The organism is Paenibacillus sp. FSL W8-0919 (genome assembly GCF_038003785.1).
GTDB lineage: Bacteria > Bacillota > Bacilli > Paenibacillales > Paenibacillaceae > Paenibacillus_AQ > Paenibacillus_AQ lactis.
On record NZ_JBBOPV010000001.1, the window covers coordinates 6,201,583 to 6,218,750 of the forward strand.

The following is a 17,168-nucleotide window of genomic DNA, read 5'->3' on the forward strand; positions in this document are numbered from 1 at the left end:
ACTGTTTTTCTCTCCCAACATTAGGGGTTTACACGCATCTTGGGTCTACCGTTTGGAACGGACGGCAGAGCTGCTCCGGGATTTGAACAGGTGGATGTTTTCGAGCGCCTTGCCCGTACCGATCGCCACGCAGTCCAGCGGATTCTCGGCAACGATCACCGGCATGCCGGTCTCTTCGGCAAGCAGCTTGTCCAGGTTGCGCAGCAGCGCGCCGCCGCCGGTCAGGACGATACCGCGGTCCATAATATCCGCAGCAAGCTCCGGAGGACATTTCTCCAGCGTAACCTTCACCGCATCCACGATGGCGTTGATCGTGTCAGCCAGCGCTTCGCTAATCTCATCGGACGTAATCGTAATGGTCTTCGGCAGACCGGTTACGAGGTCGCGCCCGCGGATTTCCATCGTTTCCACCGTTTCAAGCGGCATGGCGGAGCCGACTTCCATCTTCAACAGCTCGGCGGTGCGCTCACCGATCATCAGATTATATTGTCGTTTGATATAGGAAATAATAGAATCATCCATCTCATCGCCGGCAACGCGAACCGAACGGCTCGTTACGATGCCGCCGAGCGAGATAACCGCAACCTCGGTGGTGCCGCCTCCGATATCGACTACCATGCTGCCGGTCGGCTCCCATACAGGCAGGTCCGCGCCGATCGCGGCCGCGAACGGCTCCTCAATGATATACGCCTCGCGTGCGCCGGCTTGCTTGGTTGCATCCTCTACCGCACGCTGTTCAACCGCCGTAATGCCCGAAGGAACACAGACCATCACATTCGGATGGCGCGGGAAAACGGAGCGCTGCTTCTGCGCTTGGCGAATAAAATACTTAATCATCGTTGCCGTCGTATCAAAATCTGCAATGACGCCGTCCTTCATCGGACGGATGGCACGGATGTTGCCCGGCGTACGTCCGATCATTTTCTTTGCGGACTCGCCGACCGCCTCAATCGTCTTTGTATCCGTACGCAGTGCAACCACAGACGGCTCCCTCACGACAATTCCTTTACCGCGGACATAGACCAGCGTATTCGCCGTCCCCAAATCGATTCCCAAATCTTTTGTAAAACCACCCAACATGATGTATCTCCCTTTCTTCCTCAATCTGAACTATTATATTACATCAAGCCCCGTTCCTTCAAACTTACGAACGATCCGTCCCCGATAATCAGATGATCCAGCACGTCGATCCCGACAATCTGTCCCGCCTCCACCAGACGGGAGGTAAGGGAAATGTCTTCCGGGCTGGGCGTCGGATCTCCGCTTGGATGGTTGTGCGCGCATACCAGCGACGCACTGCTGCATTTGATAGCCGCTCTGAACACCTCGCGGGGATGAACGATGGAAGCGTTGAGGCTCCCCATCGATAACGTTTCCTGGGCAATGACGTGATTCTTCGTATTTAAAAACAAGCAGACAAAATGCTCTTTCTGCAAATATCGCATCTGTTCACTGAGCAGCTCCGCTGCATCATGCGGATTGCGTATAATGACAGGCTCCACATGCCTGGATGCCGCCAATCGCCGTCCAAGCTCTATGCCAGCCTTCAGCTGAACGGCCTTGGCGGTTCCAATTCCTTTAATTTGCGTAAGTTCTTCGATGCTGAGGTCCACGAGCTGCCGGATTCCTCCGGCTTCCTTAAGCAGCCGCTGCGCTATATGTACGGCAGATTCCTGGCGGGTTCCTGTTCGAAGCAATATCGCCAGCAATTCCGCATGGCTCAGTGCGCTCGCCCCATAATGCATCATGCGTTCTCTTGGTCGTTCGTCATGGGGGATGTCGCGCAGCAATAATGTTGGCGACTCCATAGATTCCCCTACTTTCTAAGAATAAAATCAATCGGTTTCAGCTTGCCCCGGGTGCTCCCAAGGACAGCGAACCGATCAGCCTTTATATCTACGATTCGGTTAGTACATCCATCCCCATCTCAGACAGCATGTCCGACAGCAGAGAAAGCGGAAGGCCGACGACATTAAAATAGTCGCCCTCAATACCTTCGATAAGCGTTGCTCCAAGGCCCTGAATCGCATACGCACCGGCCTTGTCCATCGGTTCGCCGCTCCTTACATAAGCTTCAACCGCATCCGGACTCAAGCGTTTCATGCTCACTTTGGTTTCGCGGTGAGACACCTTGATCGCGCCCGATGCCAGATCGATGCATGCAACTCCCGTAAATACCCGGTGAGCGCGTCCCTGAAGCATGGTCAGCATTCGCACCGCATCGTCATGATCCACCGGTTTCCCCAGCACGAGATCCTCCAGTACAACAACCGTGTCGCTTCCGACGATAATCCCGCCGCCCTGGTCCGTATTCAGCTTGCGGTGAACCGCCTCCGCCTTACGCAGAGCCAGCGATTCTACAATCCGGTCCGGGGACCATTCTGCAGGCGTATCCTCATTCGCTTCACTCGGCACGATATCGAATGGAATTCGAAGGGAGGCGATCAGCTCCTGGCGCCGAGGAGAGGTCGAAGCCAGTATTATACGGCGATTTCTCTTCTCTTTCAAGGGGGATAGTCTCCTTTGTCATGTCTTAGAGCCTGCGGTATAGCCAGATCGCTGCAATGATGCCCAGCAGACTAAGCAGGCTGAAATGAAGTTCAAGGTTAATGTCGTAAATGATGATGTCAAGGTCGGCTGAAGGGGACCACTTGATGGGCGTAGACGCCGTTAGAAACGACACCGCCTTAACCGGCTCAAGCGCCTCCGCGATCCATGTGCCGGCAAGCCACCCTAACAGCAAAAATAAGATGAGCATTCCTTTATTTTTCTTCATGCATCCTCTTCCCTCGCCATTTTTTGACACCCTAATTATTATACGGTGAATCGATAAGCAATACAAACAGAAATCCGGCAGGGGGAACTATTTCCAATTCCTTGCCGGATTTTACGATGATTTGAAATTATAGGCCGTCCAGGAGCTTCTTCTGGCCCATGATATAGTTCATCATGCCTGTTTGAATCTCCCACAAATGCCCCTTGGATTGATTTTTGATATATTCGGAGAGCGCCATAACCGATCCATTCATGGATTGTTCCATCATTGGGAGCACGGCCAGAGACTCCGGTCCCAGTCCTTCAGACAGCTGCTTGACCGATTGGATCCACTGCTGATGGAGGTTTGTCACGCTCTTCATCGCTTCCGCGGCTGCCGGCCCTCCCCCCTCCTGTTGGCCCAATAGAGAAGCAGACAGCGCGCTCAGCTCGGAGACCAGCTGGCCGCTGACCGTAAAATAGTCCGTAAGCGTCTTCGCTTCACCGGAATACACCCGGGGCTCGGCCTGCGGCAAGGAAATTTCCCGCACGTACAGCTCGACCCCTTCGGCCTTGAGCTGATTGCTCAGCAGCTTGGCCTGTTCCCGATCCGGCGATATGCCTGCATAGACCCGATTTTCCTCATTCGGATCCCCTCCGGCCGCGATTCCTGCCGCCAGCAGCTCGCTCTTCGCCTGCTCCACGCGCTCGGGCGTGCTGAAAACACCGTACTGCAGCATATAGAAGGTCGATCCCGGAATTTGCACGGCCGTGGCAGGCTGTTGTCCGGAAGGTGCCGGTGTCTCCGTGCTTTCACCCGTTCCCGCTTCGTTTTCAATCACCGTCTCACTGCCCGTCCCTGGCACCGATATATCCCCATTGTTACTGCTGCCGTCGCCGCCGTTAAACATCGTCAGAACCATGTACCCGAACATTAACCCGGTGATGACCGCTGCACTGACCGCAGCCGCCATCTTCCAGAAGGACGTCGGCCGCTTCGTCCGGTAATAGCTGTAATCATCTCCCTGTGTTCCCTCATAGAAAACCCCGTCCTGTTGTCCGCTTTCCCATGAATCTTGCTGCGGAGGTACTGCTGAGAATTTTCCCGTACGGGAGTGGGAGTCAATCGCGCCGCCATCCCATACCTCAGGAAGATCCTGATATGGATCCGGGTGCTCCGGATTGCCATTGCCTGCCAATTGCTCATTGGCAGCCTGAAGCCGCCTTCTCTCCTCGGCCAGCCGTCCTCTTCGCGAGGAGTCCCGGCTGCTGCGCAGCCTCCGATCATCCAACGCATCCGGCTGATCCGTCTTTGCCTCGGGATGAACAACGCGCAGATGCTCTGGTTTGGGAACGGCCGATGAAGCCGAATGGTCGATGAAGCCGTTTGAATTCCAGCTTTCGGGTGCTCCATCATCCTCCATCCCCAGCCTCTCGAAATCCCAATCGCTGGGCGTATTCCAGTTTGAAACCCCCAGTTCATTCGTGCCGGGCTCTTCCTGCATGCCCCTGCCGTTCCGATGATTCGGTTTGGGAGGGTCATGGTCAAAACGGATGGTCATCCGCGCTTTGTTCATATTCACACACCTCACTTGTCCTCTCTATACCTAGCTATATGATAGGGCTTGGCAAGTTATGTGCGGCTGAGAAAAGAACAAATAAGGGCCCGTTTCACCGTGTTCGTGTCCGAACAAAGGAAAACGGGCCCTGACGCGTCAGGATCCGGTGAGCTATGCTCTGAAGTGCATAAGCTCGCGCCTGACGGCATGGTTTAATCGTAATCTTACTTGCCTTTTATGGATTCCGCGAGTGCCGCTCCAACCTTCCAGATGTCGCCGGCCCCCATCGTGAGGACAAGGTCTCCGTCCTTGACCCGGTCCTTCAAGTCGCTCAGGACATCTTCCTTCGTCGGCAAATAGCGCGCGCCCGGATTGCTGTTCTGCACGATCAATTCGACCAGCTTTGCCGAGCTGATGCCCTCGATTTGCTTCTCGCCGGCCGGGGAATAAATGTCCGTAATGATCACCTCATCCGCGTCACCGAAGGCTCGGCTGAACGCATCCAGGAGGAAGAAGGTTCTTGAATACCGCTGCGGCTGGAAGACGGCAATAATTCGCTTGCCCGTCGCTTTGGCGGCGCTGATGGTCGCTTCAATCTCCGTCGGATGATGAGCGTAATCGTCGATCACCAGGATGCCGTTCGATTCCCCGAGCACCTGGAACCGGCGCTTCGCCCCGTTGAACTTCACGATCGCTCTTGCGATCGCTTCGAATGAAATGCCGGCTTTCAGGCAGCTGATAACCGTTGCCATCGCATTATAAACATTATGCTTGCCGGGCACGGACAATTCGACCGTTCCCAGCTCCTGTCCACGGTGAAGCATCTTGAAGCTGACATGACGATCGCCCAGCACAAGCTGGGTCGCCGTATAATCGGCATCCGAATGAATGCCGTACGTCGTCACGTTGCAGCGCAGCTCCGGTAGAATGGCCTGGATATTCGCGTCGTCCGCACATACGACCGCCGTGCCGTCCTCTTTGATCTGGCTGAGGAACTGCACATAGGCCGCTTTCAGACGATTGAAGTCGCCATCGTAATTTTCAAGATGATCGGCTTCGATATTGAGCACGACGCCAAGCCATGGATGATATTGCAGGAATGAGCCGTCGCTCTCATCCGCTTCCGCTACGACATGCTCGCCTTCGCCGGCTTTGGCATTCGTGCCGACGTTCATGATTTCGCCGCCGATGATGAATGTCGGATCCGCTCCGCACTCTTCCATGACGAGGGCGATCATCGATGAAGTGGTCGTTTTGCCGTGCGCCCCCGCAACGGCCACACCCTTGCGTTCATTCAGCAGGCGGGCCAGCATCTGGGCGCGGTGAAGAACAGGAATATTGAGCTTCTCCGCCTCGACTCGCTCCACATTATCCTTGGACAATGCGGTCGAGTAGACGACGAGATCTGCTCCCTTCACCTGCTCCGCCGTATGTCCGATATATATTTTGGCGCCTTTGGCCGCCAGCTTTTCTGTCAATTCCTGAGATGCCACGTCAGAACCCGTGACTTTATAACCCATCTCCAGCATAACTCGTGCAATGGCGCTCATCCCATAGCCGCCAATTCCGATGAAATGAACATGTTCTGATGTATTCAACAGATATCACCAACCTTTTTCAGAATCGGAAAGGCCCAGGAGGCTGGAACGCACGTCGGCAATCAGGTACAACGTGCCCGACACCACCCCAAGATCCTCCGCTTCCGTCCGTGACTTCAACTCTTCAAGTGCGTTTTTCCAATTTGGTTCTATGATGATTTGCAGTGTACGTTTCGCATATTGCTCCCTCACCTGCTCTACGATGTCCCCTAACGCCTTGGCGTCCAATTTCTTCCGGAAATCCGGTTCGGTCAGGATAAGCGTATCCACTATTGGCAGTATATGCTGCAAATACGAATCATGATGCTTATTCGCCAGCATTCCCATCATCAAGTTCAGCTTCCGGTATTTATAGATCTGCGGCAGGCTTTTGGCCAGGGCCTCCGCCCCTTCCGGATTATGCGCCCCGTCGAGAACGATCCGCGGCGAGCTCTGCACAAGCTCCAGTCTTCCCGCCCAGAATGTCTCCTTAAAGCCTTGGCGCAGATCATCATCCTCCACGATAAAAGCCATGTACTGGCGAAGGACTTCCAAAGTCATCATCGACAGCGCGGCATTCGCGCATTGATGCTCTCCCTGCATGGATATATTGATATCCATGCTCCGGAACGGTCCTTGGAAATGGAAAGTCTGGCCTTCTTCATCGCTGCGAAGGGGTTCATAGGTGAATTGCTCACCGGCCAGATACAGCGTCGTCCGGTTCCGCTCCACCGTCTCCTTCAGAATCGCTATGGCCTCCGGCTGCGTGACGGTGCTTACCACCGGCACGCCGGGCTTAATAATGCCGGCCTTTTCCCTTGCGATCTCCTCAATGGTGTCCCCCAGAACGTCGGTGTGATCCATCCCGATATTCGTGATCACCGATACGATCGGATGCACGATGTTGGTCACATCGAGGCGGCCGCCCAGCCCGGTCTCCCATACCACGACGTCGGGATAGCTCACCTCGGCGTAATACAGGATGGCCAGTGCCGTAGACACCTCGAACATGGTCGGTGAACCAAGGCCTGATTGCGCGATTTCCTCAACGAGCGGCTGCAAGCGGTTAGCAAGCGCAAGCAGCGTCTCCTCGGGAATGTCTTCGCCGTTATATTGGAACCGGTTTGTAAACTTCGTGATATAAGGGGACGTATACGTTCCGACGGAGAATCCGCCTTGGAGCAGCGTCTTCGTCAGAAACGCACAGGTCGACCCCTTGCCGTTCGTCCCGGCCACATGGATAAATTTCAAGCGGCGCTCGGGATGACCAAGCCGCTGCATCAGCTGCTGGATCCGTTCCATGCCCGGACGAATCCCGAATGCCACTAACCCGTTGATCCAATCTACCGCTTCCTCATACGTTTGGAATGGAGCTGCAACGGCAGCTCCCGAATGATCCCCCATCGATTTCACCTTCTGGTCCAGATTCATAAGCTGTTTAGCCTCTCAATTCTTCAATACGCGCGATGACCTTGCTGCGTTTATCCGAATAATCTGCCAGCTTCGCGCGTTCTTCTTCAATGACTTTTTCAGGCGCCTTGGATACGAAGCCGGGGTTGTTCAGCTTCTTCTCCACCCGTTCGACCTCGCTGTTCAGATGCTGAATCTCCTTCTCCAGACGGGCGATCTCCTGCGCAATATCGATCAATCCCGCCAGCGGCAGGAATAATTCAACACCGGTAACAACCGCAGTCATGGCCTTCTCCGGCGTTGCCAGCCCGAGCGAGGACTGGTATTCCGACGTATTGCAGAATCGGCGGATATAATCGGCGTTGCGGTCGATAATGCCCGCGATCTGCTCGTTCACCGGCTTGAGCAGGAGCTCGACCTTTTTGCTCATCGGCACATTCACTTCGGCCCGGATGTTGCGGACCGCACGAATGACATCCATCAGCAGGTTCATTTCCGCAACCGACTCCGGATTCTCGAACGCCGGATCATAGACCGGCCAGGAAGCCAGCATCACGGTCTCGCCCTCATGCGGCAGATGCTGCCAGATTTCCTCCGAGATGAACGGCATGAACGGATGAATCAGGCGCATCGTGCGATCCAGCACGTAAGCAAGCACCGATTGCGTCTTTTTCTTGGCTGCCTGATCCTCGCCATAGAGGGACAGCTTCGCAAATTCAATATACCAATCGCACAGATCATCCCAGATGAAATTGTAGAGCAGTCGACCGGTTTCGCCAAATTCGTAGGCATCAATTAGACGCGTAATATCGCGGGAAGTTTCGTTGAGTCGATGCAGAATCCAGCGATCGGCGGTGCCGAGCTCCCCGGAAATATCAATATCGGCGGCGGTGAAGCCCTCCAGATTCATGAGCGCAAAGCGGGATGCGTTCCAAATTTTGTTGGCGAAGTTCCGTGCCTGCTCGACGCGCTCCCAGCGGAACCGCAGATCCTGCCCCGGTGTGCTGCCTGTCGAAATCATGTAACGCATCGCATCTGCGCCGTACTTCTCGATGACCTCAAGCGGATCGATGCCGTTGCCCAGCGATTTCGACATTTTGCGGCCTTCGCTGTCACGAACCAAGCCGTGGATCAACGTATCCTTAAACGGCATTTGCCCCGTAAATTCAAGCCCTTGGAAAATCATCCGCGATACCCAGAACGGAATGATGTCATATCCGGTTACGAGTACGCTGGTCGGATAGTAGCGCTTCAGGTCCTCGCTGTCCTCGTTCGGCCATCCCATCGTCGAGAACGGCCATAATGCCGAGCTGAACCACGTATCCAGCACGTCCTCATCCTGTCTCAGATCATCCTTGCCGAGCTTCGCGCGCGCTTCTTCCTCGTTCATTGCGACAACGACTTCGCCGGTGGATTCGGAATACCAGGCCGGAATCCGATGCCCCCACCACAATTGCCGGGAAATGCACCAGTCGCGGACGTTCTCCATCCAGTGCAGATAGGTGCGCTCGAACCGTTCAGGAACGAAGTTTACCCCATTGCCGGACTTCTGTGCCTCGATTGCCGCTTCGGCAAGCGGCTGCATTTTAACAAACCATTGCGTTGACAAATAAGGCTCTACCACCGCACCGCTTCGCTCGCTGTGTCCAACCTGGTGAACATGGTCTTCGATCCGGATAAGAACGCCGGACTCCTTGAGATCATTGACGATTTGCTTACGGCATTCACTGCGGTCCAGACCTTCATACCGGCCGGCAAACTCGTTCATCGTTCCCGACTCGTCCATCACCGTAATTTGAGGCAAATTATGCCGCAGTCCCATCTCAAAATCGTTCGGATCATGTGCCGGCGTAATTTTCACGGCGCCGCTGCCGAATTCCTTCTCCACATACTCATCGGCAATGACCGGAATTTCACGCCCCACGATCGGCAGAACCAAAGTTTTGCCAATCATATCCTTATAGCGCTCATCCTCCGGATGAACGGCGACAGCCGTATCGCCGAGCATCGTCTCCGGACGGGTCGTCGCGACCGTGATGGAGCCGCTGCCGTCTTTGAGCGGATATTCCAGATGATACAGATGCCCGTTCACTTCTTTATATTCTACTTCAATATCGGACAGAGCGGTCCGGGCAGCCGGGTCCCAATTGATGATCCGCTTGCCGCGGTAAATCAGCCCTTTTTCATAAAGCTTGACGAACACCTGGCGAACCGCGTCCGACAGCCCTTCGTCCATCGTAAAGCGTTCCCTGGAGTAATCGAGGGACAGACCGATCTTCGACCATTGATCGCGAATGGTGCCGGCGTACAGCTCCTTCCACTCCCATACCTTCTCGAGGAATTTCTCGCGGCCGAGATCGTAGCGGGTAACGCCTTCCTCACGGAGCTTCTGCTCTACCTTCGCCTGCGTAGCAATTCCCGCATGGTCGGAGCCGGGGAGCCACAACGCATCGTAGCCCTGCATGCGTTTGAAGCGGATCAGGATATCTTGCAGCGTGAAATCAAGAGCATGGCCGATATGAAGCATTCCCGTCACGTTCGGAGGCGGGATTACGATCGTATAGGGCTTCGCGTCCGGACGCTTGCCCGCTTCGAAATAGCCGCCTTCCTTCCAATAAGGGTACCATTTTTGCTCCGCAGCCTTCGGGTCATACGTCGTCGGCATTTGCGTCTGAGATTGCGTTTGCTTTTCTTCCATATTTTCGTACCTCCGTCACTGTTAATCAGTTTTGCCATCCCAAAATGTTTTAGCCGCCCAAGCAGGGCGTTAATATCACATCGGCGGCGTGAAAACAAAAAAAGCCCTTCGTCCTCAAAGGACGAAAGACTGTTCTCTCGCGGTACCACCTTTGTTTCGCGCTTAGCAGCCGTCAGGAACTCCGTTCCTTACCGTGCTGTATCATTGAAGAGCTTGAAGCGCGACACTTTACGCAGATAACGGCTGCAGCCGGCGGGCTCTGACCGGCTTAGCATCATGGATGCTCCGGTTCAAGCACGCAACTCCCGGGCGACATTGGGCAAGCTGGTTCCTGCGGAATTTCACAGCGCCTATTACAGCAATTCCGCTCTCTGAAGGCCATATCTTCCTACTCTTCCCGTTCAACGTTGTTCACTTTAGAAATACCTGTACATATTCTATTCAAATATAACGCGGTTGTGCAATATAGTCAATATATCGAGTATTTCCGGCATTTTGCTGCTCCATACCTGCTTGCGCTCGGAAATGGCCGAAATAAAAAAAGAGCGTTCCCTTGCAAATGCCATGCAAGGGAACGCTCTGATGCAGCGCAGGCTTTGTCCTGCGATCGGGTTTTTGCAGATTTACTGAGGAATGTAAAGGACTTGCCCTTCCTCCACATTCTGCTCGGACATCCGATTGTACAGCAAGAGCTCGCGCGGCGAAAGCTGATACCTCTCCGCAATAATATCCAGCGTCTCTTCCCGCTGAACGATGCACATCCGCACCTTCCGGAACGGCGTTTCCTCCCTACGGTTGCCCAGGAACAAGCTCTTCCATTCGACATCCTCGGTTGAGGCGGGCTCCGCCAATTCCTCGGCCTTCTCTTCCTCATCCAGGGCGGCAATCTCCTGGTCCTGCACAAGCCGGCTGGAATGCAGCAGTGAAGAAAATCCTACGCCTGAAGAAGCTGCAGCATCGCTGCCCTTCGTCGAAAATGCGACCTTCAGCTCCGGCTTGCCCGGATCGGACGGCTCCTCGGCCTTCAGGACAACTTCCGCCTCCTCTGCCGCGCTGTCAGCAGGCTCCGGCGCTTCGTACGTTTCCTGAACCCCTGCATCAACAGCTTGCAGGTCCGGCACAGCCTCCACGCCGTCCCCCTTGCGGTCGACTACGCCCGGAAACGCCGATGCCACTTCCTCTGCTTGCGCTTCAGGAGCAGGCTCTGGCTCCGCCTTGCGTTCAAATTGCCATACACTTGGAACCGAAGGCTCCGCTTCCTGGGCGGCAGGCTCCGGATCATTATGTAAGGCGTATTCTACCGTATCACGCGCATCGGCATCATCAGCTGCTGCCGCCATGCGGGTGTCCGAAGCCGGCTCTTCTTCGCGGCGGATTTGATTCTCGTACTGGGCCCATGATGCCAAATACTGCTGCGTCCGCTCCTCCTGCTCCTGGATGCTGGCCCGGAAGTTGACAAAAGGCGCTGTTTCGCTTGGATGCGAGGCAGCAGCATCATTGCTCCCGGAAGGCTCCTCATTGGCTTGGAACGGCTCGTACCCCGCCTCTGCCGCCGGTTCTCCAGCCGTTTGCGTGCCGGACGGCTCGGGAGCATGTACCACCGTGAATTCCTCATTCGCCCAAGCCTGATCCCGGACTCCCGGGGCCGCTGCCTGAATGCCTCTGAGCGACAGAACGCCGGTGATGTTAAGACTACGCCTCGATAACAGATCAATATCGAAGTTTTCGATCTCGACTGCAATGTCATCCAGCGACGATACCCGGTTCATCGGGACGGTGATTTCGACCGGAATCCAGTGCTCCAGCGGCTCCGATTCTCCGGTCTCGGTATCGCCTTTATACACGCCCGCCAGAAGCAGATGCCCCCGGAGCGTAGCCTGATCCTGCTGACTGATGACTTGAATATGCGGGATCAGTTCCGCTTCCTCTAATTCTTCGATTCCCGGCAGCTCTTCCGCCAAATTAATACGCTCATAAATATCAAACCGCAATCCGTAGGACTGGTCAAACACGGGAATGTCCTCCTTTCGGCATATACTATCCGTGATCTGTCGTTCACGGCATGAGCCATTTTTTTGCCACTCAACTTATTTATATGCGGGAAAAAGGAGTGCATGACTTTTTTACGGATTGGGGCTGAATCTTGGTGCTGGATCCGACCGGCAGGCAGCCTTATCTGCAGCGCCCTGAAGGGTTGTCGACAGGGCTGCTTGGCCGCTAGAGCAACAGCTTTGTATACATGCCTTCATGCTCGATTCACTCGTGCGCGAATTGTCTCCGAAGCGCTGTTAAATCCTCCGGCCACGGCGCATGGATCTCCAGCTCTTCGCCGGTGAAGGGATGGGAAAAATGCAGTCTTTCCCCGTGAAGCGCCTGTCTGCCAAGGCCGATGGCGCGGCCCCCGTACATCGTATCCCCGAGCAGCGGATGCCCCATATGGCTCAAGTGAACCCGGATTTGATGCGTCCGCCCGGTTTCAAGGCTTACATGCAGCAAGCTCGTGCCCGGGTAGATCTCCGATGAAATAATATGGGTAATGGCCGGCTGTCCGGTAAGCGAAACCCGGCGGCGGCCCGAATGATGGCGATCCTTCCCGATCGGCAGGGCGATGGTTTTCAAGTCATCCCCTACCCGGCCTTGAACGATGGCGGCATAGATGCGGACGATCTCCTTCTTCCGCATCGCTTCATCCAGCTTGAGCTGGGCGTATTCATTCTTGGCGTACAATACCGGCCCCGTCGTATCCTTATCCAGCCTGTGGATATGCCGGACGGCCGCGCGGATTCCAGCCGTTTCATAATAAGCCGCAACCGCGTGATTGAGCGTGATCTCCCGGCTGGCAGGGTCTGCGGGATGAACGGACATCCCCGCAGGCTTGTTCACGACGAGGCAAAATTCATCCTCGTACAGCACGTCAAGCTCATGCCACCTCGGCTCGATCCCATATTCCCGGTAAGGAAAAAGGACCAGCGACAGCCGGTCCCCTCTCCATCGTATTCCCTGTTCCTGACGGAGCTTGCGATACAGCTTCTCGGGCATCCCCACGGTATCCAGCAGCCACCGGCCGGCGGCTTCCTCCCGGTCCGCTTGTCCGGTCAGTGCTTTGCCCGGCGTCATTTCAAGCCATTCGCCCCGCCGGACCCAGCTTCCCTGATAGCTCATAAGCTCTTGAAGGCGTTATAGTTCGCCTCGATCGTTGCGTCGATATCCTCCGTCGTGTGCGCCGCGGATATGAACATGCCCTCGAACTGGGACGGTGGCACGCTGACGCCCTCCTGCACCATTGCGGCAAAATAACGGTTGAACCGCGCCAAATCGCTTGTTTTGGCGGTGTCGAAGTTAACGACCGGCACATCGGTAAAGAACGGGCAGACCATGGAGCCGATCCGGTTAATCGTGAGCGGAATGCCGAATTCCTTTGCATTGCGTTCAAAGCCGGCCTGCAGGCGCGCACCGCGCTCCTCCAGCTGATCATAGACCGCAGGCGTGAGCAGCTTCAGCGTCGTATAGCCTGCCGCCATCGCCAGCGGATTTCCGCTGAGCGTTCCCGCCTGATAGATCGGACCCGCCGGTGCAATTTGCTCCATCAGCTCCCGCTTGCCGCCATAAGCGCCAACCGGCAGGCCGCCGCCGATCACTTTGCCGAGGCAGGTCAAATCCGGCGTAACGCCATAACGACCCTGCGCACAGTTCAGGCCGACACGGAATCCGGTCATGACTTCGTCGAAAATAAGCAGGCTGCCATAATCGGCCGTCACCTTGCGGAGGCCCGCAAGGAAATCTTCCTGCGGTGGCACGACGCCCATATTGCCGGCAACCGGCTCTACAATGACGGCGGCAATCTCTTCGCCGAACCGTTCAAAGGCAAGCTGAACGGATTCCAAATCATTATACGGCACCGCAATGGTATTGGAAGCTACGCTTTCCGGAACGCCCGGGCTGTCAGGCAGGCCGAGCGTGGCGATACCTGAACCGGCTTTGATAAGAAGGCTGTCCGCATGACCGTGATAGGAGCCTTCGAATTTGATGATCTTACTGCGGCCGGTAACGCCTCTGGCAAGACGGATCGCGCTCATCGTCGCTTCCGTGCCGGAGTTCACCATGCGCACCACTTCGATGGACGGCACGCGCTCACAGACCAGCTTGGCCATCTCCGTCTCCAGAAGCGTCGGAGCACCGAAGCTGGTCCCTTTCTTCGCAGTCTCTTGGAGAGCTTCGACCACTTCCGGATGCGCATGTCCCATAATCAGCGGGCCCCAGGATCCGACATAATCGATAAAGCTGTTGCCATCGATATCATAAACGCGGCTTCCTTCCCCGCGCTCGATATAGATCGGCGTCAGTCCCACCGACTTGAACGCGCGGACAGGGCTGTTAACACCGCCGGGAATATACTTCTTGGCTTCTTCAAAGGCAGAGCGCGACAATTCTTCTTTTCTCAAACCTTGGCTCATATTAGCAACTCCTAACTGTATAATCGTATCGTTACGGGTTAGCGCATCCAGCGTGCCGCATCCTTGGAGAAATACGTAATGATAATATCGGCGCCGGCGCGTTTCATTCCGGTCAGCAGCTCCATAACGATCGCCTTCTCACTGATCCAGCCTTGCTGGGCGGCGGCTTTGATCATCGAATATTCCCCGCTGACATTGTAAGCCACGATCGGCAAGTCGAACTGATCTCGCAGCAATCTTACAACGTCAAGATAGGCCATCGCCGGCTTCACCATCAGCATGTCCGCACCTTCCAGCACGTCGGATTCCGCCTCGCGCAGCGCTTCCCTCACGTTCGCCGGGTCCATCTGGTACGTTTTCCTGTCCCCGAACTGCGGCGCGGAGTCGGCCGCCTCCCGGAACGGGCCGTAGAACGCCGACGCATATTTAACCGAATACGACATGATCGGCACGTTCTGGAAACCGGCATCGTCAAGACCCGAACGGATAGCCTGTACGAAACCGTCCATCATGTTGGACGGCGCGATAATATCCGCGCCCGCCTTGGCTTGGGATACGGCGGTACGGACGAGCAGCTCCAGGGATTCGTCGTTCAGGACGTCGCCGCACACATGGCCGTCACGCTCATACGTATGGACCATGCCGCAGTGCCCGTGATCCGTAAATTCGCACAGGCAGGTATCCGCAATGACGAGAAGATCCGGATACCACGATTTAATAAGCCGGGTCGCTTCCTGAACGATTCCGTCGTCGGCAAACCCCGAGGTGCCGATACTGTCCTTCGTCTCCGGTATCCCGAACAGCAGCACAGCCGGAATGCCCAGCTGCACGATCTCATCCACTTCGTCCTTCAACGTATCGAGCGAAAAATGAAAGACGCCAGGCATCGACGAAATTTCGGTTTTCACGCCGCTGCCGTAGGTAACGAAGATCGGCTGCACCAAATCCTCGGGATGCAGCACGGTCTCGCGGACCATGCTGCGGATGCCGGCATTTTGACGCAGCCGGCGGTGGCGTACGATTGGAAAACTCATAGCTGTGACAACCTTTCTTTTTTAGAGGTTGTTCAAAAAGTCGTCTTTGAAAACCCGACTTTTTGAACTCGCAATTTTAGGAGATTACAAGCGATATATGGAAATTAAACGAATGAATGATAGCCCTATCGCGTGCGAGGATCGTCTTCCTGCTGATTCCAGCTGCAGAGAGCCTCCACCAGACTGTCGATGGTTGCCTCCTCCGCCATCATCGTAACGTCCAGTCCGGCCTCGGCCGCGGTTTGGGCCGTGAGGGGACCGATGCAAGCGATGGCTGAGCCTTTCAGCAGCTCAACAGGGTTCTCGGCCCCCATCCGCTCAAGCACCTTCAGCAGGTTCGTAACGGTTGAGGAGCTCGTAAACGTAACGGCATGAATTCCGCCTTCGGCAAACAGCTTCATCAGCTCCTCGTCATCCTCCCCGCACAATACGTTCTCGTACATGGTTGCTTCCGTAACGGACAGCCCCATTTCGGTCAGCTTCTCTGGCAGCCATGAACGGCCCAGATTCCCTCGGGGAAGCAGCACGTTCTGGCCGGCAGCAAGCTCGGGGCCATAGGCATCGATCAAGCCTTCAGCCTGAAACCGCTCCTTCAGCACCTCAGGCGCTATGCCGTAATCGCGAAGCGCTTCGGCCGTAGCCGGGCCGACTGCAACGATCCGTGCACCGGCTAGCGAGCGGATGTCCCGCCCGTATTCTTTTAAATGACGGAAGAAGAATTCCACCCCGTTGGTGCTCGTGAAGAAGACCCAATCATAGATCGGAAGCTTGTCCAGCGCGGACCGCAGGCCGGCAACAGCCTCATCCGATGTCGGCGCGATCGTTTCGATGACGGGAAATTCATAGGGTTCTCCGCCAAGGTCCTCGATTTTCGATACAAGCGAGCTGGCCTGGCTCCGGGTTCTCGTTACGAGAATTCGCTTGCCAAATAAGGGCAGCTTCTCGGCCCACTTCAGCCGCTCCCGCTGCAGGACGACATCCCCAACGACAATAACGGCAGGCGGCTGGAAGTCGGCCGCTTGGACCTTCTCCTCAATGTCGGCCAGCGTGCCGGTCAGCGTATCCTGCTCGGCGCGGGTTCCCCATCTTACCAGAGCTACGGGGGTTGCCGGAGACCGGCCATGCTTGATCAATTGACGGCTGATGTAGCCGATCTTGGCCACTCCCATCATGAAGATCAACGTCCCGGTTGCGTTGGTCACTTTATCCCATTGAATCATTCGATCGAGCTTCTCCGGACTCTCATGACCGGTCACGATGGACAAGGAAGAGGCATGCTCGCGATGGGTGACCGGTATGCCCGCGTAGGCCGGCACGCTGATCGCCGACGTGATTCCCGGCACGATCTCATATGAAATGCCGTTTTGCCTAAGCAGCTCCGCTTCCTCCCCGACCCTCCCGAATATGGTCGGGTCGCCGCCTTTCAAACGAACGACCACCTTGCCTTCCAGCGCCAAATCAACGAGCAGCTGGTTGATCTCCTCCTGCTTCATCGTATGCCGGTCGGGCAGCTTGCCGACGTACACCTTCTCAACGCCCGGCTTTGCCCACTTAAGCAGCCTTGGGCTCGCAAGCCGGTCATATACAATGGCATCGGCTTTCTCTATACATTCCTTGCCTTTAATTGTAATCAGGCGCGCGTCGCCAGGACCCGCTCCTACGAGATAAACCTTACCTGCCAT

Annotated in this window: 13 protein-coding genes; all 13 read right to left on the reverse strand. The window is 55.8% G+C overall.

What is annotated here, in order from left to right; genetic code table 11:
- Nucleotides 1-45: 45 nt before the first annotated feature.
- The gene (locus NST44_RS28150) at nt 46-1,080 is read right to left on the reverse strand and encodes a rod shape-determining protein (protein WP_007130727.1); all 1,035 of its coding nucleotides are present in this window, start codon (nt 1,078-1,080) and stop codon (nt 46-48) included.
- Nucleotides 1,081-1,118: 38 nt separating this feature from the next.
- Nucleotides 1,119-1,808, reverse strand: coding sequence for a RadC family protein (radC, locus tag NST44_RS28155; protein WP_007130728.1), 690 nt, complete (start codon nt 1,806-1,808; stop codon nt 1,119-1,121).
- An 88-nt stretch (nt 1,809-1,896) separates the two neighbouring features.
- Nucleotides 1,897-2,508, reverse strand: coding sequence for a Maf family protein (locus tag NST44_RS28160; protein ID WP_007130729.1), 612 nt, complete (start codon nt 2,506-2,508; stop codon nt 1,897-1,899).
- 25 nt (nt 2,509-2,533) lie between these two features.
- Entirely contained in the window at nt 2,534-2,776 is a 243-nt protein-coding gene (locus tag NST44_RS28165; RefSeq protein ID WP_340901191.1) for a DUF4321 domain-containing protein, read from the reverse strand.
- 127 nt (nt 2,777-2,903) lie between these two features.
- A complete protein-coding gene (locus NST44_RS28170; protein WP_340901192.1) occupies nt 2,904-4,331 on the reverse strand; it encodes an SPOR domain-containing protein in 1,428 nt (475 codons plus the stop codon).
- Between the two features lie 206 nt (nt 4,332-4,537).
- Nucleotides 4,538-5,911, reverse strand: a complete 1,374-nt coding sequence (murC, locus tag NST44_RS28175) for a UDP-N-acetylmuramate--L-alanine ligase (RefSeq protein WP_028406582.1) — start codon at nt 5,909-5,911, stop codon at nt 4,538-4,540.
- A 6-nt stretch (nt 5,912-5,917) separates the two neighbouring features.
- The gene (locus NST44_RS28180) at nt 5,918-7,321 is read right to left on the reverse strand and encodes a bifunctional folylpolyglutamate synthase/dihydrofolate synthase (protein WP_007130733.1); all 1,404 of its coding nucleotides are present in this window, start codon (nt 7,319-7,321) and stop codon (nt 5,918-5,920) included.
- A 7-nt stretch (nt 7,322-7,328) separates the two neighbouring features.
- Nucleotides 7,329-9,998 carry a valine--tRNA ligase gene (locus NST44_RS28185; protein WP_007130734.1) on the reverse strand — a complete coding sequence of 890 codons (2,670 nt, stop codon included), beginning with the start codon at nt 9,996-9,998 and terminating at the stop codon, nt 7,329-7,331.
- Between the two features lie 623 nt (nt 9,999-10,621).
- Nucleotides 10,622-12,010 carry a LysM peptidoglycan-binding domain-containing protein gene (locus NST44_RS28190; RefSeq protein WP_340901194.1) on the reverse strand — a complete coding sequence of 463 codons (1,389 nt, stop codon included), beginning with the start codon at nt 12,008-12,010 and terminating at the stop codon, nt 10,622-10,624.
- A 244-nt stretch (nt 12,011-12,254) separates the two neighbouring features.
- Complete coding sequence (locus NST44_RS28195; RefSeq protein ID WP_340901196.1) at nt 12,255-13,160, reverse strand: RluA family pseudouridine synthase; 906 nt, start codon at nt 13,158-13,160, stop codon at nt 12,255-12,257.
- Nucleotides 13,157-14,452, reverse strand: a complete 1,296-nt coding sequence (gene hemL / locus NST44_RS28200) for a glutamate-1-semialdehyde 2,1-aminomutase (RefSeq protein ID WP_340901199.1) — start codon at nt 14,450-14,452, stop codon at nt 13,157-13,159. The genes NST44_RS28195 and hemL overlap by 4 nt, the downstream gene beginning before the upstream one ends.
- A 38-nt stretch (nt 14,453-14,490) precedes the next feature.
- The gene (gene hemB / locus NST44_RS28205; RefSeq protein ID WP_340901201.1) at nt 14,491-15,486 is read right to left on the reverse strand and encodes a porphobilinogen synthase; all 996 of its coding nucleotides are present in this window, start codon (nt 15,484-15,486) and stop codon (nt 14,491-14,493) included.
- Between the two features lie 125 nt (nt 15,487-15,611).
- Nucleotides 15,612-17,168 (reverse strand): uroporphyrinogen-III C-methyltransferase, encoded by a 1,557-nt coding sequence (gene cobA, locus NST44_RS28210; RefSeq protein WP_340901203.1) that lies wholly within the window; start codon nt 17,166-17,168, stop codon nt 15,612-15,614.

Excerpts from the sequence above, each read along its gene's own strand:
- NST44_RS28150 (WP_007130727.1), bottom strand. The coding sequence starts at position 1,080 with ATGTTGGGTGGTTTTACAAAAGATTTGGGAATCGATTTGGGGACGGCG.
- radC (WP_007130728.1), bottom strand. The coding sequence starts at position 1,808 with ATGGAGTCGCCAACATTATTGCTGCGCGACATCCCCCATGACGAACGA.
- NST44_RS28165 (WP_340901191.1), bottom strand. The coding sequence starts at position 2,776 with ATGAAGAAAAATAAAGGAATGCTCATCTTATTTTTGCTGTTAGGGTGG.
- NST44_RS28170 (WP_340901192.1), bottom strand. The coding sequence starts at position 4,331 with ATGAACAAAGCGCGGATGACCATCCGTTTTGACCATGACCCTCCCAAA.
- NST44_RS28180 (WP_007130733.1), bottom strand. The coding sequence starts at position 7,321 with ATGAATCTGGACCAGAAGGTGAAATCGATGGGGGATCATTCGGGAGCT.
- NST44_RS28185 (WP_007130734.1), bottom strand. The coding sequence starts at position 9,998 with ATGGAAGAAAAGCAAACGCAATCTCAGACGCAAATGCCGACGACGTAT.
- NST44_RS28195 (WP_340901196.1), bottom strand. The coding sequence starts at position 13,160 with ATGAGCTATCAGGGAAGCTGGGTCCGGCGGGGCGAATGGCTTGAAATG.
- hemL (WP_340901199.1), bottom strand. The coding sequence starts at position 14,452 with ATGAGCCAAGGTTTGAGAAAAGAAGAATTGTCGCGCTCTGCCTTTGAA.
- hemB (WP_340901201.1), bottom strand. The coding sequence starts at position 15,486 with ATGAGTTTTCCAATCGTACGCCACCGCCGGCTGCGTCAAAATGCCGGC.
- cobA (WP_340901203.1), bottom strand. The coding sequence starts at position 17,168 with ATGGCAGGTAAGGTTTATCTCGTAGGAGCGGGTCCTGGCGACGCGCGC.